We start from the raw sequence: 18546 nt of genomic DNA, 5'->3' as shown, positions 1-18546 counted from the left end.
CCAGGCCGCTAACCCCCGCCCCCCCCCCGACGCTGGACACACCGGTGTGGGGGTGGGGTTGGCCGGCCCGGCACGGGGGGGTGCCCAACTCGGACACCGTTCGCTGGGGCCGCCCAGCGGGGGCGGCGGCGGCCCCCCGGCCCCCCCCCGCGGTGTTCCTGGAACCGATCATGGGGGAGAGCGGCGTCGTGGTGCCGCCGCCGGACTACCTGGCCGCGGCGCGGGCCATCACCGCCGAACAGGGCGCGCTGCTGATCCTCGACGAGGTGCAGACCGGGGTCGGGCGGACCGGCCACTTCTACGCCCATCAGGCCGCCGGGATCGTGCCGGATGTGATCACCCTGGCCAAGGGGCTGGGCGGCGGGCTGCCGATCGGCGCGGTGCTGGCGCAGGGGCCCGCGTCCGAACTGCTCACCCCGGGGCTGCACGGCACCACCTTCGGTGGGAATCCGGTGTGTGCGGCGGCGGCGCTGGCGGTGTTGCGCACCATCGACGAGACCGGTCTGCTGGCGCATGTGGAGACCGTCGGCAAGACGCTGACCGACGGTATCGAGGAGCTCGGCCACCCGCTGATCGATCACGTGCGCGGCGCCGGGCTGCTCATCGGAATCCAACTGACACAGAATGTTTCGGCCCAGGTGGAGGAGTCCGCCCGGGCGGCGGGCTATCTGGTGAACCCGGCGAAGCCGAACGTGATCCGGCTGGCGCCGCCCCTGATACTCACCGAGGCGCAGGCCGGGAACTTCGTCTCGGACCTGCCCGCGATTCTCGACGCCGCACAGGCGAAGGGGGAGAAGTGATGATTCGCCATTTCCTGCGGGACGACGACGTCTCACCGGCCGAGCAGGCCGAAATCCTGGCGCTGGCCGCGGAATTGAAGCGGGCGCCGTTCTCGCACCGGCCGCTGGAGGGGCCGCGCGGAGTCGGAGTGATCTTCGAGAAGAACTCGACCCGCACGCGATTCTCCTTCGAGGTGGGCATCGCGCAGCTGGGCGGCCACGCGGTGGTCGTGGACGGCCGCGACACCCAGCTGGGCCGGGAGGAGACGCTCGCCGATACCGGCCGGGTGCTGTCGCGCTACGTCGACGCCGTGGTGTGGCGCACTTTCGAGCAGCGGCGGCTCGACGAGATGGCCTCCGCCGCAACGGTTCCCGTGGTGAACGCGCTGTCCAACGAATTCCATCCGTGCCAGGTGCTGGCCGATCTGATGACGCTGGCCGAGCGCAAGGGCGAGCTGGCCGGTCGCAGCCTGACCTACCTGGGCGACGGGGCCAACAATATGGCGCACTCGCTGCTGCTGGGCGGCGTGACGGCCGGGCTGCACGTGACCATCGCCGCGCCCGCGGGTTTCGAGCCGCTGGACTGGGTGGTCGAGGCCGCCCGCAAGCGCGCGACGGAGACCGGCGCGACGATCACGATCACCGACGATCCGATCGCGGCGGCCACCGGTGCGGACGCGCTGGTGACCGACGCCTGGACCTCGATGGGCCAGGAGAACGACGGCCTGGATCGCGTCGGCCCGTTCCGGCCGTTCCGGGTCAACGGTGAGCTGCTGGCCCGGGCGGCGGCGGATGCCGTTGTGCTGCACTGCCTTCCGGCGCACCGCGGGGAGGAGATCACCGACGAGGTGCTCGACGGCCCGCACAGCGCGGTCTGGGACGAGGCGGAGAATCGGCTGCACGCGCAGAAGGCGCTGCTGGTGTGGTTGCTGGCGAAGCAGGGTGTGAGGTTATGACCGAGGCGGGCGAGCGAACCGGTGGCTCGGGTAACTCCGCGGCGAGGTCGGGTCCGGCCACCGCGCGTACCCGGGCCGGGCGGCAGCAGCGCATCGTGGTGCTGTTGTCCGCCAACGCCGTGCGCAGCCAGACCGAGCTGGCGGCGCTGCTGGCCGCCGAGGGGATCGAGACCACCCAGGCCACGCTGTCGCGCGACCTCGACGAACTGGGTGCGGTGAAGCTGCGCGCGGCCGACGGCGGCGCCGGAATCTACGTGGTGCCCGAGGACGGCAGCCCGGTGCGGGGAGTCACCGGAGGCACCGGGCGGTTGTCCAAACTGCTCGGCGACCTGCTGGTCTCCACCGATCACAGCGGCAATATCGCGGTGCTGCGCACGCCGCCGGGCGCCGCGCACTTCCTGGCCAGCGCGCTGGACCGCGCCGCGCTCCCGGAGATCGTCGGCACCATCGCGGGCGACGACACCGTCGCGGTCATCGCCCGCGAACCCCTGACCGGCGCCGAACTGGCCGCCAAGATCGAACAGTGGGCCTGAGCGGCAGCGGGTTACGCGGTTTGGGTGATCCGCCACAGTCGGCGGGGTAGCTCGCCCTCCTCGAACGGGTGGATCTCGACCTCGTTCCAGCCCTCGCCGACGCGGTCGACCAGGTCGCGAGGGAAGAAGTGGACGGCGAAGCCGCCGTGTTCGTAGATGTCGTCGCCGTGTGCGACTCCGGCGCCGTAATGGGCGTCGCCGGTATGGCGGACGGTGTAGACGAGGACGCCTCCCGGACGCAACACCCGCCGGATCTCGCCCGCCAGGCCGAGGATCTGCTCGGTGGACAGCGCCATGCACAGCAGCATGTGCGCGTACACCGCGTCGATCGAGGCGTCCGGCAGCGGAATCGGTTGGCGCGCATCGTGTTCGAGGACGCGCACTCGGTCGCCGACACCGCCCGCCGCGGCGGCCGCCCGCAACTGTGCCAGGGCGGCGGTACTGAAATCGGTGGCGGTCACGTCGAATCCGGTCCGCGCGAAATGCAGGGCGTCGCGGCCGTGCCCGGCCCCCAGTTCGAGTACCTCGCGGACCTCCGCGCTCCGGAACCGGGCCGCCGCGTACACCGCCGGTTCGGACGGCTGCCCGCCGTACATCCCGGGATGGGCGGTGTAGGTCTGCTCCCAATGCCCGTGCTGATCGGTGCCCATACCCGGAATACTGCCCGAACCGCTACCGCAGCGGATATTCCCCCGGTGGATAGGTGCCGCCGTGGCCACCCGGCCCGGAGCCCCCGATCCCGATGATGTGCTCGATGAGACCGATCACGGCCTCGCCGATGCTCAGAATGTCGCGCCCGATCATGCCGAAGTAGTCAGCAAACGTCGAATACACTGCGCCCACCCTTCTTCCGCCCGATATCTCCCCCAGCGTGACACACCGCGTCCCTTCCTCGACACAACCACCTTGCCGCCCTTGGGGTTTCGCCACATTTGTCCCAATTCCGCGGAGTGTCGCACTGGTGTGTCGCTCCGGCGCCCCGGCCGGGGCCGGTCTCTCGGGCACCCCGGTTATGAATGGGCTTGCATCGTCATGCATAATCATTTGCACGTGGTGGGAGCCGCCCGGGGAGGAGGCCTGCTCCGCCCGGCCCGTGGAGCGGGCGCCGCAGACCTGGACACGCACGAAACCTGAGGAGCTACAGACATGGCCGATCGCGTCGTACTCGCCTACTCCGGCGGGCTGGACACCTCCGTCGCCATCAGCTGGATCGGCAAGGAGACCGGGGCCGAGGTGGTCGCGGTCGCGATCGACCTGGGCCAGGGCGGCGAGGACATGAACCTGGTGCGCCAGCGCGCGCTGGACTGCGGCGCGGTCGAGGCGATCGTGGTCGACGCCCGCGACGAGTTCGCCGACGAGTACTGCCTGCCGACCGTGCAGGCCAACGCCCTGTACATGGGCCGCTACCCGCTGGTGTCGGCGATCAGCCGCCCGCTCATCGTCAAGCACCTCGTCGAGGCCGCCGAGTACCACGGCGCCTCCACCGTCGCGCACGGCTGCACCGGCAAGGGCAACGATCAGGTCCGGTTCGAGGTCGGCATCGGCGCGCTGGCCCCCGACCTGAACGTCATCGCGCCGGTGCGCGACTACGCCTGGACCCGGGAGAAGGCCATCGCCTTCGCCGAGGAGAACGCGCTGCCGATCACGGTGAGCAAGAAGTCGCCGTTCTCCATCGACCAGAACCTGTGGGGCCGCGCCGTCGAGACGGGCTTCCTCGAGGATCTGTGGAACGCGCCGACCAAGGACGTCTACGACTACACCGTCGACCCGACCGTCAACTTCGAGGCGCCCGACGAGCTGATCGTCACCTTCGACAAGGGCGTGCCGGTGGCCATCGACGGCCGCCCGGTCAGCGTGCTCGAGGCCATCACCGAACTGAACCAGCGCGCGGGCCGCCAGGGCGTGGGCCGCCTGGACATGGTCGAGGACCGCCTGGTCGGCATCAAGAGCCGCGAGATCTACGAGGCGCCCGGCGCGATCGCGCTGATCGCCGCGCACCAGGAGCTGGAGGCGGTCACCATCGAGCGCGAGCTGGGCCGCTACAAGCGGCAGGTGGAGCAGCGCTGGGGCGAGCTGGTGTACGACGGCCTGTGGTTCTCGCCGCTGAAGCGGGCCCTCGACGCGTTCGTGCGCGACACCCAGCAGCACGTCTCCGGCCAGATCCGCATGGTGCTGCACGGCGGCAACGTCGTCGTCAACGGCCGCCGCAGCGAGGAGTCGCTCTACGACTTCAACCTGGCCACCTACGACGAGGGCGACACCTTCGACCAGTCCCTCGCCAAGGGCTTCGTCCAGATCCACGGCCTGTCGTCGAAGGTCGCGGCGCGCCGGGACCTCAGCAAGAAGTAGGCGCCCGCTCCGGCTTGTGTGCAGGCATCCGACGACCGCACTGTGACCACGAGGAGACGACGAACGATGAGTGAGGGCGGCAGCACCAACGAGGGGGCGCTGTGGGGTGGGCGGTTCGCGTCCGGTCCGGCGGCGGCCATGGCGGCGCTGAGCAAGTCCACGCAGTTCGATTGGGCGTTGGCGCCGTACGACATTCGTGCGTCCAAGGCGCATGCGCGGGTGCTGCACAAGGCCGGGTTGTTGTCCGAGGGGGAGCTGGCGGCGATGCTGGACGGGCTGGATCGCCTTGCCGCGGATGTGGATTCGGGGGCGTTCGCGCCCGCCGAGTCCGATGAGGATGTACACGGCGCGCTGGAGCGCGGGCTGATCGAGCGGGTCGGCACCGAGCTCGGCGGGCGGCTGCGGGCCGGGCGCTCGCGCAACGATCAGGTGGCCACGCTGTTCCGGATGTGGTTGCGGGATGCGGTGCGTCGCGTCGCGGCCGGGGTGCTGGACGTGGTGGACGCGCTGGTGGCGCAGGCGGCCGCGCATCCGGAGGCGGTGATGCCGGGCAAGACCCACCTGCAGGCCGCGCAGCCGGTGCTGCTGGCCCATCAGCTGCTCGCCCATGCGCATCCGCTGCTGCGCGATGTCGAGCGGCTGCGCGATGTCGACAAGCGGACGGCCGTGTCCCCGTACGGATCCGGCGCGCTGGCCGGATCGTCGCTCGGCCTGGATCCGGAGGCCATCGCCGCCGATCTGGATTTCGCCGCGGCCGCGTCCAATTCGATCGACGCCACCTCCGCCCGCGACTTCGCCGCCGAGGCGGCCTTCGTGCTCGCCATGATCGCGGTGGACCTGTCGCGCATGGCCGAAGAGGTGATCATCTGGAGCACACCGGAATTCGGCTACATCACCCTCGCCGACGCCTGGTCCACCGGCTCGTCGATCATGCCGCAGAAGAAGAATCCGGACGTGTCCGAGCTGACCCGCGGCAAGGCGGGCCGCTTGATCGGCAACCTCACCGGCCTGCTCGCCACCCTGAAGGCGCAGCCGCTGGCCTACAACCGGGACCTGCAGGAGGACAAGGAGCCGGTGTTCGATTCGGTGGCGCAGCTGGAGTTGCTGCTGCCCGCCATCGCCGGGCTGGTGTCCACGCTGACCTTCCACACCGACCGGATGGCCGAACTCGCCCCCGCCGGTTACACATTGGCCACCGATATCGCCGAATGGCTGGTCCGCCAGGGCGTTCCGTTCCGCGTCGCCCACGAGGCCGCGGGCGGCTGCGTCCGCGCCGCCGAATCCCGCGGGGTCGGCCTCGACGAACTCACCGACGAGGAGTTCACGGCCGTCGACCCCGCCCTGACCCCCGCCGTCCGCGAGGTGCTCACCGTCCAGGGCTCCATCGCCTCCCGCAACGCCCGCGGCGGCACCGCAGCCGACCAGGTCACCGAACAACTCCAGGAAATCCGCCAAACCGCCGCCGAATCCCGCACCTGGCTGGGCTGATTCCCGCACCCCCTGTTCGTCCCCGCACCCACTACGAGACCTTGTAGTGGGTGCGGGAACGAACAGGGAGTGCGGGAATGTGCGGCCGGTGATCGCGGGGTTTGGCGATTCTCGTTCGGGGGGTGGGGGTGAGCGTTAACATTTGGCGGGCGGGCCGGATGTCCGTTCAGTCGATGTCGCCGGGGTGATGATCATGCCTTCCGTCGTGTTGGAAGCCGAGGGGTTGGTCAAGCGCTACGGCGGGGTCGCGGCGCTGCGGGGCGCCAACTTCCAGGTGCATGCCGGTACGGTGACCGCGCTCATCGGCGATAACGGCGCGGGCAAATCGACGCTCGTGAAATGTCTTTCGGGCGCCGAACAGCCGGACGGCGGGCGGATCCTGCTCGACGGCGAGCCGGTGCGGATGGCCTCGCCCACCGCCGCGCGCCGGCTCGGCGTCGAGACCGTCTACCAGGATCTGGCGGTGGCGCCGGACCTGGATCCCGCCGCCAACCTGTTCCTGGGGCGGGAACGTTTCCGCCGCGGCCTGGCGGGACGGCTCGGCATGCTCGACCGCAAGGCGATGAAATCCGAAGCCGCGGAACACTTCCGGCGGTTGGGTGTGGTCCTGCCGCGCGCGGACGTGCCGATCGGCGCGCTGTCGGGCGGTCAGCGCCAGACCGTGGCGGTGGCGCGGTCGGTGATGTGGGCGAGCAAGGTCGTCTTCATGGACGAGCCGACCGCGGCGCTCGGCGTCGTCCAGCGTGAACGCGTCCTCGAGGTCGTCAAGCGCGTCCGCGACCAAGGCATCGCGGTGGTGCTGATCAGCCACAACATGCCCGAGGTGCTGGCGGTCGCCGACCGCATCGAGGTGCTCCGGCTGGGAAAGCGGGTGGCGCGCTTCGGCGCCGACGCCACCCTCGAGCAGTTGGTGGGTGCCATGACCGGTGCGCTGACCCACGAGGACGCGGCATGAGCGAACGCTCCGAACACGCTGACGACACCGCGGCCCTGCCCGAAAGCACTGTGTGGCAACGGCTCGCGGGGGCCAGCACGCTGTGGATCGGGCTGGTGCTGGTGGTACTCTACGCGGCGTTCAGCCTGTTGCGACCGGACGCGTTCCCGACCCGGTTCACGCTGCAGACGCTGCTCATCGAGACCGCCGTGCTGCTGGTGCTGTCGATCGGGATGACCTTCGTCATCATCACCGCGGGCATCGACCTGTCGGTGGGCATGGTGCTGATCTTCTCCGGCGTGATCGGCGCCAAGACGATGGAATGGCTCAGCCCGGGGGAGGACGCCACCGGCGCCGGGTGGGGGATCATCGGCATCGGCTTCGCGGGTTCGCTTGCGGGCGGGGCACTCTGGGGCCTGGTGAACGGATTCCTGGTGGCCAAGGCCAGGATTCCGCCACTGATCGTCACGCTGGGCTCGTTCGGCGCGGCCCTGGGATCCGCGCAGTTGATCACCGGCGGTGTCGATACCCGCACGGTTCCCGAGAATCTGCGCAACTCACTGGGATTCGGCACGCTGCTGGGCGGCGTCCCGATTCTGGTACTCGTCGCCGCCGCGGTGACCCTGGTCGGCGCCTGGCTGTTGCACACCACCCGCTTCGGCCGCTACACCTACGCCATCGGTTCCAACGCCGAGGCCGCGCGGCGGGCGGGTATCGGCGTCACCCGGCACCTGATCCTGGTGTACCTGATGGCCGGAACCCTCGCGGGCCTGGCCGGTTTCATGAATCTCGCCTACTTCGGCACCACCACCATCGCCGGGCACACCACCGACAACCTCGACGCCATCGCGGGCGTCGTGATCGGCGGAACCAGCCTGTTCGGCGGGGCGGGCTCGGTGCTGGGCACCGTGATCGGGGTATTCATCCCGTCGGTGCTGCGCAAGGGCTTCGTCATCGCGGGGGTGCCGGTGTTCTGGCAACCGGTCGCGGTGAGTGTGGTGCTCGTGGCCGCGGTGTGGTTCGACCAGATCCGAAGGCGGTCACGAGACCGGAAGTAGCACAACCTATCTCGGAGGTGAGGCGGAGATGAGGACCGGACGACGGACCGCCGCGATGATCGGTGCCGCGCTGGCGGCCGCGGGCATGCTGGCCGGATGCGGTGGGCAGGTGGGGGATTCGGGCGGCACGAACGCCCAGAAGCTGGTGCTGATCCCCGGCGTCGCCAACGAACCCTTCTACATCTCGATGCAGTGCGGCGCCGAGGAGGAGGCGAAGAAGCTCGGATTCGAGCTGGATACCCAGGCGCCCACGCAGTTCGACGCCGCGCAGCAGACCCCGATCGTGACCGGGGTGATCGCCAACAAGCCGGGCGCCATGCTGATCGCGCCGACCCACGCCACGGCGATGGCCAGCCCGATCAAGCAGGCGAAGGACTCCGGCATCAAGGTGATCGAGGTCGACACCGCCCTCGACGACACCTCGGTGGCGCTGTCGTCGATCTCCTCCGACAATCGCAAGGGCGGGCAGCTGGCGGCGCAGACGTTGTCGAAACTGGTGGGCGGCAAGGGATCCGTGCTCGTCATCAACACCAAGGCGGGCACCTCGACCACCGATCTGCGCGCCCAGGGCTTCGAGGAGGAGCTGCGGAACCAGGCCGGATTGACGTCGCTGGGCGTGCAGTACAACAACAACGAGGCCGCCCAGGCCGCGTCGATCGTGACGGCCACGCTGGCCGCGCACCCCGATCTGGTCGGCATCTTCGCCACCAACCTGAGCTCCGCGGAGGGTGCCGCCACCGGCCTGCGCAATGCCGGGAAACTCGGTCAGGTGAAGCTGGTCGGCTTCGACGCCAGCCCGAAACAGGTCGAGGATCTGAAGGCCGGAACGGTGCAGGCGCTGATCGCCCAGGACCCCGCCACCATCGGCGCGCAGGGCGTGGCCCAAGCCGCCGCCGCGATCGAGAACAAGCCGGTCACCCGCACCATCCGGACCGACATGATCGCCATCACCCAGGCCGATATGGACGCCAACGCGAGGTATCTCTACAAGAGCAAGTGCTGAGCGCGCTCAGGCGGCCGGAGCGCCCCAGAGGTTGCGGATCAGGGCCCAGACCTGGTCCTGGTCGGGGACCCGGCCGTCCCTGAGTTGCTGTGCGCCCCACGCGTCCCCGGCCCGCAGGACCGCGGCCGTGGCGGCGACGAGCAGGTCGCGATCGCAGTCGGCGGTGACGATGCCGATGGCTGCGCCGTTGTCGACGAAGTCGGTGATCCAGGAGATGAACGCGCCCTGCTCGCGCAGCAGGAACGCCGGGTCGATGAGCGCGAGATCGGCCGGGTGGTCGGCGATGTGGGCGCTCAGACGGGCCTCGACGGTTTCGATGGCGTGCCAGAACTCGGCCGCGCTGTCGACGCGCTCCCACCTGCCGAGCACCGCGGACAGGCGGGCGGCGACGTCGTCGAGGACGGCGTAGAGCAGGTCCTCGCGACCGTCGAAGTAGTTGTACGCCGAGGATTTCGAGATGCCTGCGGCCGCGATGATCTGGTTGTAGGAGGCGTGGTCGACGCCGTCCCGGGCGAACGCCCGCAGCGCGACATCGAGGATGCGGCGCTGTTCCTCGGCAGGTAAACGGGTGAATCGGGGTAGCGGCACCTCTCGATGCTAGCAGTGCGCACCGGACCGCGAACCATGAGCGTGTACCATCGGTACACACCAATAGTTCATGGAGGTGACCGGTGATCGGTGACGGATCTACCGCGGTGATCGAAACCGCGGCCCTGCGCAAGCGGTTCGGTGATTTCACCGCGCTCGACGGGCTGGACCTGCGGGTCGAGCAGGGCGAGGTGCACGGGTTCCTCGGCCCGAACGGCGCGGGCAAATCGACGACGATCCGGATCCTGCTGGGGCTGGTCCGCGCCACCGGCGGGCGGGCGCGGCTGCTGGGCGCCGACCCGTGGCGCGATGCCGTGCAACTGCACCGCCGCCTCGCCTACGTGCCCGGCGACGTCTCGCTGTGGCCGGGGCTGACCGGCGGTGAATGCCTCGACGTGCTGGCGGCCGCGCACGGGCCCGTCGACCCGCGGCGGCGCGCCGAGCTGATCGAACGCTTCGAGCTGGATCCGGGTAAGAGGAGCCAGGACTACTCCAAGGGGAACCGGCAGAAGGTCGCGCTGGTCGCGGCGTTCGCGAGCGAGAGCGAACTGCTGATTCTCGACGAGCCGACCTCGGGGCTGGATCCGCTGATGGAGCAGGTGTTCCAGGACACGCTGCGGGAGCGAAAGCGGCAGGGCTGCACGGTATTGCTGTCGAGTCACATCCTGGCGGAGGTGGAGGCGCTCGCGGACCGGGTCAGCATCATCCGGCAGGGCCGCACGGTGTCGACCGGGACGCTGGCCGAACTGCGCCGTCACACCACGACCCACATCCACGCCGTCACCGGCGCCGAGCCGCGCGGGCTCGAGACCGCGACCGGTGTCACGGCGGTGGCGATCGAGCCGGACGGGGATCGGTGGGCGGTGTCGTTCGGCGTCGACGCCGGTCACGTCGGCGCGGCGATCGCCGTGCTGCACGCGGCCGGGGTCGAGTCGGTCACCGCGAATCCGCCGAGCCTGGACGAGCTGTTCCTGCGCACCTACGAGACCGCGGAGGTGCGCTGATGGGCGGCTACCGTGCGATGCTGTCGATCCTGTGGCGCGGCAACCGGCGTTGGATCCTGGGCTGGGTGCTGGGCCTGGCGGGGGTCTTCGCCGCGACGGCGTGGTCGCTGAACGACCTCTATCCGACCCCGGCCGATATCGAGACCTACGCGCAGGCAACGGAATCCGGCAGTGCGCTGTTCGCGATCAACGGAAAACCGTTCGGCCTGAACACCATCGGGGGAGTGATCAGCTACGAGTTCGGCTTCATCGGCGCGGTGGCCTTTCCGCTGCTGGGAATTCACCTGGTGCTGCGGATGACTCGCGGCGAGGAGCAGTCGGGACGGATGGAGCTGCTGCGGGCGGGTTCGATCGGACGGACCGCGACGGTCGGTGCCGCCGTGACGCTGTCCGCCGCCGCGCTCGCGGTGATCGGATCGGCAATGAGCGCAACGCTTTTCGCCTTGGATGTCGGATGGCCGGGCGCGGTGGTGTACCCGGCGGCGATGGCCCTGCTCGGATTCGGGTTCGCCGCGCTCGCCGCCGCCGTCGCGCAGGTGGTCGCCACCGCCCGCGCCGGGACCGCGGCGTGTCTCGTGGTGCTGGTGGTGGCGTTCCTCGCGCGCGGCATCGGCGATGTGCGGGACAGCGCGCTGGTGTGGGTGTCGCCGATCGGCTGGGCGGAGCAGACCCGCGCGTTCGGCACCGTCCGCTGGTGGCCGCTGCTGCTCGCGCTCGGGTTCGCCGCGGTGATGGCCGTGCTCGCGGGGTGGTTCGCCGAGCGCCGCGACCTGGGGCAGGGGCTGTTCGCCGCGCGCCGCGGATCGGCGACCGCCGGTGCAAACCTGGTGCGCCCGTTGGGTTTCGCTCTCCGCGGGCATCGGGGTCCCGTCGTGGCGTGGAGTGTCATCGGCGCGCTGGTCGGGATCGCCTTCGGGTCGCTCGCCGACGCGATCCGCACCCTGATGCGGGACAACGAGGCGGTGCAGGACATCTTCGGGGGCGGCAGCGCGAACGAGGACGCCTATCTGGCTTTCGTCGTCGTGCTGCTCGCGTTGATCAGTGCCGGATACGCGCTGCAGGGCGCCGGACGCATCGCGGAGGAGGAGTCCGGCGACCGGCTCGAGCCGATGCTCGCCGGAACCTGCTCGCGCGCACGGTGGCTCGCCGCGCAGGTGGTCACCGTCGCGGGCGGCGCCGCGATCGTCTCCGCGGTGAGCGGGCTCGCGCTCGGTATCAGCGATGCCGTCGCGGTCTCCGACGCGTCCGCGGTCGGCCGAATCACCCTGGCGGCCTTGGCCTATCTGCCCGCCGTGCTGGTCCTGCTCGCCGTCGCGGTCGCGCTGTACGGGCTGCGCCCGCCGTATCTCGCGGCCGGGTGGATCGTGTACATCGTCGTCGCCGTCATCGCGGTCCTCGCCGATACGTTGCAACTTCCCGGCTGGGTCCGCCATCTCTCGCCGATCGACTGGGTCGGCCGCGCTCCCGTCGATCCGGTCCGGGGGTGGGGCCTGGCCGCCGCACTGCTGCTCGCCGCGGTACTGGCGCTCGCCGGAGGCTACGGTCTCCAGCACCGCGATATCCCCACCCGACGGGGAATAGAAATGCGAAAGCCATTGGCCCCAGGGCGATTTCGTCGGGCGGCGCCGTCCTGAACTCGCTCCCCGGCTCCGATCAGAACCGCCAGCGGCAGATTCGGGCGAGGCGGCGCAGCGGTGGGATGTAGCGGACGACGCCCGGGAGCTGTGAGCCGGGCCTGAGCGTCAATCCTGGACGCGCACAGCGTATCCCGCGCCCTCCAGGGCGTCGAGGACGTCGTCGCGGTGGGCGGGACCGCGGGTCTCGAGGGTGAGCAGGACCTCCACCTCGTCGATCGCCAGCCAGGCGCCGGTGCGGGAATGGACCACGTCCAGGACGCTGGCGCCGGTGCCGCCCACCGCGGCCAGCAGCGTGCCCAGGCTGCCCGGGCGATCCGAAATCGTCACCCGCACCGCCAGATAGCGCCCGGCCGCGCTGAGACCGTGGCCGATGAGGCGGGTCAGCAGCAGCGGGTCGACGTTGCCGCCGGACAGGATCGCGCAGACGGGTCCGCGCAGGTCCAGCTCGTCGGCGCACTGCATCAGCGCCGCGACCGCGGCCGCCCCGGCGGGCTCGACGATCAGCTTGGCCCGCTCCATGCACAGCAGCATCGCGCTCGACAGCGCGTCCTCGCCGACGGTCGCGACGGCCGGGGCGTGCTCGGCGACGTGGGCGAACGGGACCTCGCCGGGCAGTCCGACCGCGATGCCGTCGGCCATCGTCGACATCCGTTCCAGCGCAACGGGTTTACCGGCCGCCAGGGAATCGGGCCAGGCGGCGGCCTGGGCGGCCTGCACCCCGATGATACGCACCCGCGGGGCGAGGTGGTGCAGCGCCTCGGCCACGCCCGCGAGCAGCCCGCCGCCGCCGGTGGGCACGATGACGGTCCCGGCGTCGGGGAGCTGCTCGAGGATCTCCAGCGCCACGGTCGCCTGCCCGGCCACGATATCGGGATGGTCGAACGGATGGATCAGAGTGGCGCCGGTCTGCTCGGCGAAATCCAGTGCGGCGGTGAGGGAGCGGTCGATGGTGTCGCCGACCTGGTGCACGGTGGCGCCGTATGCCCGGGTGGCCACGAGTTTCGGCAGCGAGGCGCCCACGGGCATGAACACCGTCGACTCGATGCCCAAAGTCGTTGCGGACCAGGCCACTCCCTGCGCATGGTTGCCCGCGCTGGCGGCCACGACCCCGCGCCGCCGGTCGGCCTCGGGCAGATTCGCGATCCGGTTGTAGGCGCCGCGCGGCTTGAAAGACCCGGTGCGCTGCAGGTTCTCGCATTTGAGCCGCACCTCGACGCCGGTGCGCTCCGACAGCACCCGCGACGCCACCAGCGGTGTCCGCCGGATGACCGGCCCCAGCAGTTTCGCCGCCGACTCGATGCGATCCAGCCCGATCAACTCCATGGCCGACATGCTGCCAGACAATTGCTGCGCGGTCCGCGAACACGATGTCTGCTCGGCGCGGCCATTCCTGTCGAACAATCCCCGCTAGGTGTCGCCTCCGTTTCCCGAGCGGCGGACGACCGCCAGCACACCGGACAGCCAGGGCGTGTACATCTCCGGGTCGGCTGTCATGGCCGCGACGAGGTCGGCGGGCCACACCCAGGTGTGCGCGGCGAGCTCGGCCGGATCCGGACGCGGTGGCTCACCGTCGAATCGGCCGACGAGCACGTGATCCCACTCGTATTCGACGCGGCTGGTCTCCGGGTCGGCGGCGCGGTAGGTGAACGTGCCGATCTCCGTCAGCGCGGCGCGGATCCCGAGTTCCTCGGTGAGTCGCTCCGCCGCGGCCGCGGTGACATCGGTGCCCGGCGCGGGATGTCCGCAGCAGGTGTTGGTCCACAGCAGCGGGAACCGGGTCTTGGCCGCTGCCCGCTGCTGCAGCAGCACGCGGCCGTCGGCGTCGAACAGCAGCACCGAGAACGCCCGGTGCAGGCGGCCGGGGGCGGTATGCGCCTGCGCTACGGGGCACGCCCCGACCGGCCGCCCCTGCTCGTCCACCAGCTCGACGGGCAGGGTCTCGCGGTCGATCGCGGTCGTGGCTTCGGGGATCACCGACCTACCTTATCGGCGGCGATCAGCAGGTACTGGAAGCTGCCCTCCCGATAGGCGGTCAGGAACGGCTTCTCCACCCCGGTGGCCAGCTCGGAGTGGGTGCGCAGTTCCCAGTACGGAATCGTCGCGGGCGTGAGGTCGGTGACGGCGATCGGGACCAGGCCGTGCGCGGCGAGGGCGCGGAAGTATTCGCCGCGCGGATGGATCATGCAGCCGTAGTGGGCGTCGATCCAGCTCACCGAGGACGAGCGGCCGCCGGTGACATCGTTGGAGCAGCCGGTGATGCACACGTAGCGCCCGCCCGGCGCCAGCACCCGGGAAAACTCGGCGAACAGGTCGTGCAGGTCGACGTACATGGTGGTCTCGTTGGTCCACAGGCCGCGCATGCTGCCCGCCTCGAACCCGGTGTCGAGCATGTTCCGGAAGTGGAACCGCACGCTGTCGTCGACGCGGCGCTCGCGGGCCTGGCCGTTGGCGAAACCGACCTGGTACTCCGAGATCGTCACCCCGTCCACCCGGCAGCCGAAGCGCTGGTTGGCCATGATGCTGGTGCCGCCGCGTCCGCAGCCCGCATCGAGCAGGCGGTCGCCGGGCCGCACGTCGCCGAGGTGGTCGAGCAGCAGGTCGGCCTGGGCGGTCTCCAGCCGGTGCAGCTCGCGCACGATCCGCTCCTGCCGGGTCTCGGCCGGGCCCTCCAGCACCGACAGGTCCGGCTCGCCGATGCCGTAGTGGTGGTGGTAGAGGCCGTCGACCTCGCCGAGGCGGGTGTTGACGCGGTCGTCGTTGGGGTTGTCGTTCCAATAGGCGGCGACCGATCGCTGATAGCTGGTGCGCAGGACATTGTCGGTCTCATGCTCGAGCATGGTCATCGCGGATCATCCTCTCGAATCGGGTGGTGCCCGGTCGTGCTCGAAATACGGTGGGTGTCAGTCCTTCTCGTGATAGCGGCGGCTGTCGGCGTGCCAGGCGCGGTTGCCGCCCATCCAGGCCCACAGCCCGCCCAGGAAGCGCCGCAGCGCGGGGGAGCCGGTGGCCGCCAGGGCCGCGGCCTCGCGTTCGAAGCGGTGCACCAGTTCGTCGTGGATCTCCGCCGTGCGCCGGACCGCCTCCCGGCGCGGGCACCGCTCCTCGGCGGCGAGGACCGTGGGCAGATTGAACTCCCGACCGCCCGAAAGATCCTCGCGCGCCATCGAATACAGGTCGTTGACCATCTGCGCGGCCAGGGCCGCCGTGGTGACCACCCGCCGCACCCGGGGGTCGGTGTACTCGGGCGCGGACAGCTCGTAACCGCCGACCACGTCGATCGGAGCCATACACGGCAGGAAGCTGTGCGGCTGCCGGTTGGTCAGGTACTCCCACACCGGGGGCATCCGGTCGGCGGTCCGCCAGCCCGCTTCCGCGCCGAGGGCGATGAACCAGCCGCCGATCTCGGTGCGCAGCCGCGCCAGCTGCGCCGGTGTGGCGTAGTGCGACAGGTGCTCGAACGACGTGCGGAAGGCCCGCAGGATCGGATCGGCCTGCATGGCGCGCTCCAGCTGTAGCTGATATCGCGCCGGGAGGTGGACGGGATCGATGGCGGCCGCGGCCAATTCGAGCCGCGGACCCAGCTCGGCCTCGGCGCTGGACGGGGTGCCGTCGGGGGCGTGGTCGTCGGCGTCCTCCTCGCAGTAGTAGTCGTCGACCGACCATTCCGATACCGCGCACTTGGCGACGGCGAGCAGCCGGTCCGGATCGTCGCAATCCGGGTGCGCCAGCATGATCAGGCGCCCGAAGTCCGCCTTGCGCAGCTCGTCGAGCTTGCCCTCGTAGAGCCCGATCGTCTCGGCCCACAGGAGGATTCCCTCGTTGACCGCCGCGGCGAGCGCGGGGTCGTCGCGCACCGGGGGCGGGCAGTAGAGCGGCGGGATCGCGGGTTGCCGCCGTGTCGAATCCGGGCCGCGGGAGCGCTGGGGTTCCTCGTCCGTCGCCCGGGGAGGTTCTGCTGTGGACGGACGACTCGGCATCCGGGTGAGATCGGTTCTGCCCGAGAGCAATCGGTCGAGAGCGGCCTGTATACCACTGTCGCCCGGTGGTTCGGCGGTGGTCGGCGCGGGGCCGGTGGGGATTCGCCCGGCGCCGCTCGACGACTGCGACTCGTCGGGTGGCGTCCCTTCTTCGCCGCCCGCGACCTCTTCCTCGTCGAGGCTCGCCGAATCAGCCGGTGCGGCAGTGTGATCCGTCGTCGGGGGCGAATGCGCAGCGGCACCATCGGCGGGACCGGTAGGTACGGCCGCCCGCCCCGGTGGTCTCGGTAGGTAGGGCGCGCCCAGCCCGGTCGGCCCGAGGAGACCGTGCGGCACGGCGGCACCGACCATGCCGCCGAGGTCGGCGGTGGCGGGCCGGGCTGCTGCGCCACCGGCCTTGTCCGGCGTGGCCGCGTCGCCGACCGTGCCGCCGCGGGCGGCGGCTCGTCGAGGTGCTTCGGGCTCGGCCTTCTCCGGCACGGCCGCGCCACCGCGGGCGCCGGAGTTCTGCTGGGGCGCTTCGGGTTCCGCCTCGTCCGGCACGGCCAGCCGGGCCGGAGGCGCGTGGTCGAGGTTGGTCAGGAGCGCGGCGACTACCGCGGCCACCTCCCCGGTGGCCGGCGGTGCCGCGGCGCGCGACAGCACCGACATGGTTGCCCGCTCCCGTCAGTCGGCCTGCCGGGCGACCAGGACATTGTCGAGTATGCCCAGGGCGTCGGGGACCAGGACGGCGGCCGAGTAGTAGCAGCTGACCAGGTAGGAGATGATCGACTGATCGTCGATGCCCTTGAACCGCACGTTCAACCCGGGCTCGAACTCGTCGGGGATGCCGGTCTGATGCAGGCCCACCACGCCCTGATCCTTCTCGCCGGTGCGCATGGCGAGGATGGAGGTCGTCGCGGTATCGCTGACCGGGATCTTGCCGCACGGGAAGATCGGCACGCCACGCCATGCCGGAACGCGGTGGCCGTCGACCTCCACGGGATCCGGATAGATGCCCCGCTTGGTGCACTCCCGGCCGAAGGCGGCGATCGCTTTCGGATGTGCCAGAAACAGTTTCGTGCTGCGGCGCATGCTCAGCAGCTCGTCCATATCGTCGGGGGTGGGCGGCCCGGACTCGGTGTAGATGCGCTGCTTGAGGTCGCAGTTGCGCAGCAGGCCGAACTCGGGATTGTTCACCAGGTCGTGTTCGCGGCGCTCGTAGAGGGCCTCGATGGTCAGCCGCAGCTGCTGCTCGATCTGGTTGTGCGGCTCGTTGAACAGGTCGGCGACGCGGGTGTGCACGCGCAGCACGCTCTGGCCGACGCTCAGCTCGTACTCGCGCGGCGCGGCGTCGTAGTCGACGAAGGTGCCCTGCAGCAGTGGCTCGCCCGAATGGCCGGACGAGATCTCGATATTCGCCTCGCCGTGCTTGTTCTGCGGCTTGGTCCGGGCGGCGGCGTATTCGGCCAGGTGCCGCCGGAGCGCGGGCGCCTCCTCGATGATCTGGTCGAGGGCCGAGCGGGGGAGACTCAGCAGCGTCGTGCGGGTGGAGGTCTTCACGGTCACGGGCCAGATGGCGCCCCGATCGGTCAGCACCTCCTCGCCGAAATGGGCTCCGCCGGAAAGTATTCCGAGCTGTGTGGACTCGCCGTACTCACCGGTGCCGATCTTGCTCAGCCTGCCGTGCACGACCAGCAGCAGCTGGTCGACCGGGTTGCCGAACTCGGCGACGATCGTCCCCGGGTCCAGGTCGCGCTGCTCGCAGCGTTCGGCGAGGGCGCGCAGCACCTCCTCGTCGTCGAAGGTGTGCAGCTGTGGCAGCTCCCGCAACTCCTGCGGGATGACGCGGGCCCGGCCGCCGTCGACGGCGAACTCCACCCTGCCGTCGCCGAGGGTGTGGGTCAGGCGCCGATTCACCCGGTACACACCACCTTTGACCTGCACCCACGGCAGCGCACGAGTGAGCCACCGGGAGCTGATGCCCTGCATCTGCGGTTCGGATTTGGTGGTGTGGGCGAGCTGATGAGCGGCGACGGTGGACAGACTCTTGGGGACGTGGTTCTCGGTTTCCGCCGACATTTCGATAGTCATGAGTGGGGTCCTCACCTCGAGAGGGGCGCGACGACAGCGGTGTCGGCGCTCACGGCAGTGCGGCAGGCGCCAACGGTTCCTGCGGAAAACTGATCACTCGAGCGAAATGCTGTGCGCAGCAGTGCGTTACAGCATCTTCGATGATAGTTGCGAAACGGTTGCGGTGC

Annotated in this window: 18 protein-coding genes; 10 read left to right on the top strand and 8 right to left on the bottom strand. The window is 70.4% G+C overall.

Translation table 11 applies throughout. From position 1 onward, the window contains the following. From QH290_RS22850 to QH290_RS22840, 3 genes are all read left to right on the top strand, one after another. Nucleotides 1–800, top strand: an 800-nt coding sequence (locus QH290_RS22850) for an aminotransferase class III-fold pyridoxal phosphate-dependent enzyme (protein ID WP_280385026.1), incomplete at its 5' end; no start/stop codon positions are given. Further along, a complete protein-coding gene (argF, locus tag QH290_RS22845; protein WP_280266826.1) occupies nt 800–1735 on the top strand; it encodes an ornithine carbamoyltransferase in 936 nt (311 codons plus the stop codon). The genes QH290_RS22850 and argF, both read left to right, overlap by 1 nt. Further along, entirely contained in the window at nt 1732–2268 is a 537-nt protein-coding gene (locus tag QH290_RS22840; protein ID WP_280266827.1) for an arginine repressor, read from the top strand. Before argF ends, QH290_RS22840 begins: the two co-directional genes overlap by 4 nt. Before the next feature lie 11 nt (nt 2269–2279). On the opposite strand, the gene QH290_RS22835 is transcribed toward QH290_RS22840, so the two are convergent. Next, a complete protein-coding gene (locus QH290_RS22835; protein WP_280385023.1) occupies nt 2280–2918 on the bottom strand; it encodes a class I SAM-dependent methyltransferase in 639 nt (212 codons plus the stop codon). 22 nt (nt 2919–2940) lie between these two features. Beyond that, the gene (locus QH290_RS22830; protein ID WP_280266829.1) at nt 2941–3102 is read right to left on the bottom strand and encodes a hypothetical protein; all 162 of its coding nucleotides are present in this window, start codon (nt 3100–3102) and stop codon (nt 2941–2943) included. A 312-nt stretch (nt 3103–3414) separates the two neighbouring features. Here QH290_RS22830 and QH290_RS22825 point away from each other — a divergent pair, with 312 nt between their 5' ends. The 5 genes from QH290_RS22825 to QH290_RS22805 all read left to right on the top strand — a co-directional run bounded on the left by QH290_RS22825 (nt 3415) and on the right by QH290_RS22805 (nt 9100). After that, nucleotides 3415–4617, top strand: a complete 1203-nt coding sequence (locus tag QH290_RS22825) for an argininosuccinate synthase (protein ID WP_280266830.1) — start codon at nt 3415–3417, stop codon at nt 4615–4617. Nucleotides 4618–4683: 66 nt separating this feature from the next. Continuing rightward, a complete protein-coding gene (gene argH / locus QH290_RS22820) occupies nt 4684–6105 on the top strand; it encodes an argininosuccinate lyase (RefSeq protein ID WP_280385021.1) in 1422 nt (473 codons plus the stop codon). 193 nt (nt 6106–6298) lie between these two features. Further along, nucleotides 6299–7060, top strand: a complete 762-nt coding sequence (locus QH290_RS22815) for an ATP-binding cassette domain-containing protein (protein ID WP_280267886.1) — start codon at nt 6299–6301, stop codon at nt 7058–7060. After that, on the top strand, nt 7057–8097 hold the full coding sequence (locus QH290_RS22810) for an ABC transporter permease (protein ID WP_280385019.1): 1041 nt from the start codon (nt 7057–7059) through the stop codon (nt 8095–8097). The genes QH290_RS22815 and QH290_RS22810 overlap by 4 nt, the downstream gene beginning before the upstream one ends. A gap of 28 nt (nt 8098–8125) precedes the next feature. Beyond that, complete coding sequence (locus tag QH290_RS22805; protein WP_280267884.1) at nt 8126–9100, top strand: ABC transporter substrate-binding protein; 975 nt, start codon at nt 8126–8128, stop codon at nt 9098–9100. Between the two features lie 6 nt (nt 9101–9106). On the opposite strand, the gene QH290_RS22800 is transcribed toward QH290_RS22805, so the two are convergent. Beyond that, nucleotides 9107–9688 (bottom strand): TetR/AcrR family transcriptional regulator, encoded by a 582-nt coding sequence (locus tag QH290_RS22800; protein ID WP_280267883.1) that lies wholly within the window; start codon nt 9686–9688, stop codon nt 9107–9109. An 86-nt stretch (nt 9689–9774) separates the two neighbouring features. Here QH290_RS22800 and QH290_RS22795 point away from each other — a divergent pair, with 86 nt between their 5' ends. Together QH290_RS22795 and QH290_RS22790 are read left to right on the top strand one after the other, a co-directional pair. Further along, nucleotides 9775–10692, top strand: coding sequence for an ABC transporter ATP-binding protein (locus QH290_RS22795; protein ID WP_425303640.1), 918 nt, complete (start codon nt 9775–9777; stop codon nt 10690–10692). Continuing rightward, the gene (locus QH290_RS22790; RefSeq protein ID WP_280385014.1) at nt 10692–12326 is read left to right on the top strand and encodes an ABC transporter permease; all 1635 of its coding nucleotides are present in this window, start codon (nt 10692–10694) and stop codon (nt 12324–12326) included. Before QH290_RS22795 ends, QH290_RS22790 begins: the two co-directional genes overlap by 1 nt. Before the next feature lie 108 nt (nt 12327–12434). On the opposite strand, the gene ilvA is transcribed toward QH290_RS22790, so the two are convergent. The 5 genes from ilvA to QH290_RS22765 all read right to left on the bottom strand — a co-directional run bounded on the left by ilvA (nt 12435) and on the right by QH290_RS22765 (nt 18379). Next, nucleotides 12435–13661, bottom strand: coding sequence for a threonine ammonia-lyase (ilvA, locus tag QH290_RS22785; protein ID WP_280385012.1), 1227 nt, complete (start codon nt 13659–13661; stop codon nt 12435–12437). Nucleotides 13662–13736: 75 nt separating this feature from the next. Further along, the gene (idi, locus tag QH290_RS22780; protein ID WP_280385010.1) at nt 13737–14303 is read right to left on the bottom strand and encodes an isopentenyl-diphosphate Delta-isomerase; all 567 of its coding nucleotides are present in this window, start codon (nt 14301–14303) and stop codon (nt 13737–13739) included. Further along, nucleotides 14300–15172, bottom strand: coding sequence for a geranyl diphosphate 2-C-methyltransferase (locus QH290_RS22775; RefSeq protein ID WP_280385008.1), 873 nt, complete (start codon nt 15170–15172; stop codon nt 14300–14302). Before QH290_RS22775 ends, idi begins: the two co-directional genes overlap by 4 nt. Before the next feature lie 57 nt (nt 15173–15229). Next, nucleotides 15230–16957, bottom strand: a complete 1728-nt coding sequence (locus QH290_RS22770; RefSeq protein WP_280385006.1) for a family 2 encapsulin nanocompartment cargo protein terpene cyclase — start codon at nt 16955–16957, stop codon at nt 15230–15232. Between the two features lie 15 nt (nt 16958–16972). Further along, on the bottom strand, nt 16973–18379 hold the full coding sequence (locus QH290_RS22765) for a family 2B encapsulin nanocompartment shell protein (protein ID WP_280385003.1): 1407 nt from the start codon (nt 18377–18379) through the stop codon (nt 16973–16975). Between the last annotated feature and the right edge of the window lie 167 nt (nt 18380–18546).

Source organism: Nocardia wallacei (genome assembly GCF_029869545.1).
GTDB classification, from domain to species: domain Bacteria; phylum Actinomycetota; class Actinomycetes; order Mycobacteriales; family Mycobacteriaceae; genus Nocardia; species Nocardia wallacei_A.
The sequence above is the reverse complement of the archived record's forward strand: the minus strand, read 5'-3'. Positions and strand labels throughout refer to the sequence as shown.

What these genes read in the sequence shown, in the direction of transcription:
- argF (WP_280266826.1), top strand. Translation starts at nt 800, where the DNA reads ATGATTCGCCATTTCCTGCGGGACGACGACGTCTCACCGGCCGAGCAG.
- QH290_RS22840 (WP_280266827.1), top strand. Translation starts at nt 1,732, where the DNA reads ATGACCGAGGCGGGCGAGCGAACCGGTGGCTCGGGTAACTCCGCGGCG.
- QH290_RS22835 (WP_280385023.1), bottom strand. Translation starts at nt 2,918, where the DNA reads ATGGGCACCGATCAGCACGGGCATTGGGAGCAGACCTACACCGCCCAT.
- QH290_RS22825 (WP_280266830.1), top strand. Translation starts at nt 3,415, where the DNA reads ATGGCCGATCGCGTCGTACTCGCCTACTCCGGCGGGCTGGACACCTCC.
- argH (WP_280385021.1), top strand. Translation starts at nt 4,684, where the DNA reads ATGAGTGAGGGCGGCAGCACCAACGAGGGGGCGCTGTGGGGTGGGCGG.
- QH290_RS22815 (WP_280267886.1), top strand. Translation starts at nt 6,299, where the DNA reads ATGCCTTCCGTCGTGTTGGAAGCCGAGGGGTTGGTCAAGCGCTACGGC.
- QH290_RS22810 (WP_280385019.1), top strand. Translation starts at nt 7,057, where the DNA reads ATGAGCGAACGCTCCGAACACGCTGACGACACCGCGGCCCTGCCCGAA.
- QH290_RS22805 (WP_280267884.1), top strand. Translation starts at nt 8,126, where the DNA reads ATGAGGACCGGACGACGGACCGCCGCGATGATCGGTGCCGCGCTGGCG.
- QH290_RS22790 (WP_280385014.1), top strand. Translation starts at nt 10,692, where the DNA reads ATGGGCGGCTACCGTGCGATGCTGTCGATCCTGTGGCGCGGCAACCGG.
- ilvA (WP_280385012.1), bottom strand. Translation starts at nt 13,661, where the DNA reads ATGTCGGCCATGGAGTTGATCGGGCTGGATCGCATCGAGTCGGCGGCG.
- QH290_RS22775 (WP_280385008.1), bottom strand. Translation starts at nt 15,172, where the DNA reads ATGACCATGCTCGAGCATGAGACCGACAATGTCCTGCGCACCAGCTAT.
- QH290_RS22770 (WP_280385006.1), bottom strand. Translation starts at nt 16,957, where the DNA reads ATGTCGGTGCTGTCGCGCGCCGCGGCACCGCCGGCCACCGGGGAGGTG.
- QH290_RS22765 (WP_280385003.1), bottom strand. Translation starts at nt 18,379, where the DNA reads ATGACTATCGAAATGTCGGCGGAAACCGAGAACCACGTCCCCAAGAGT.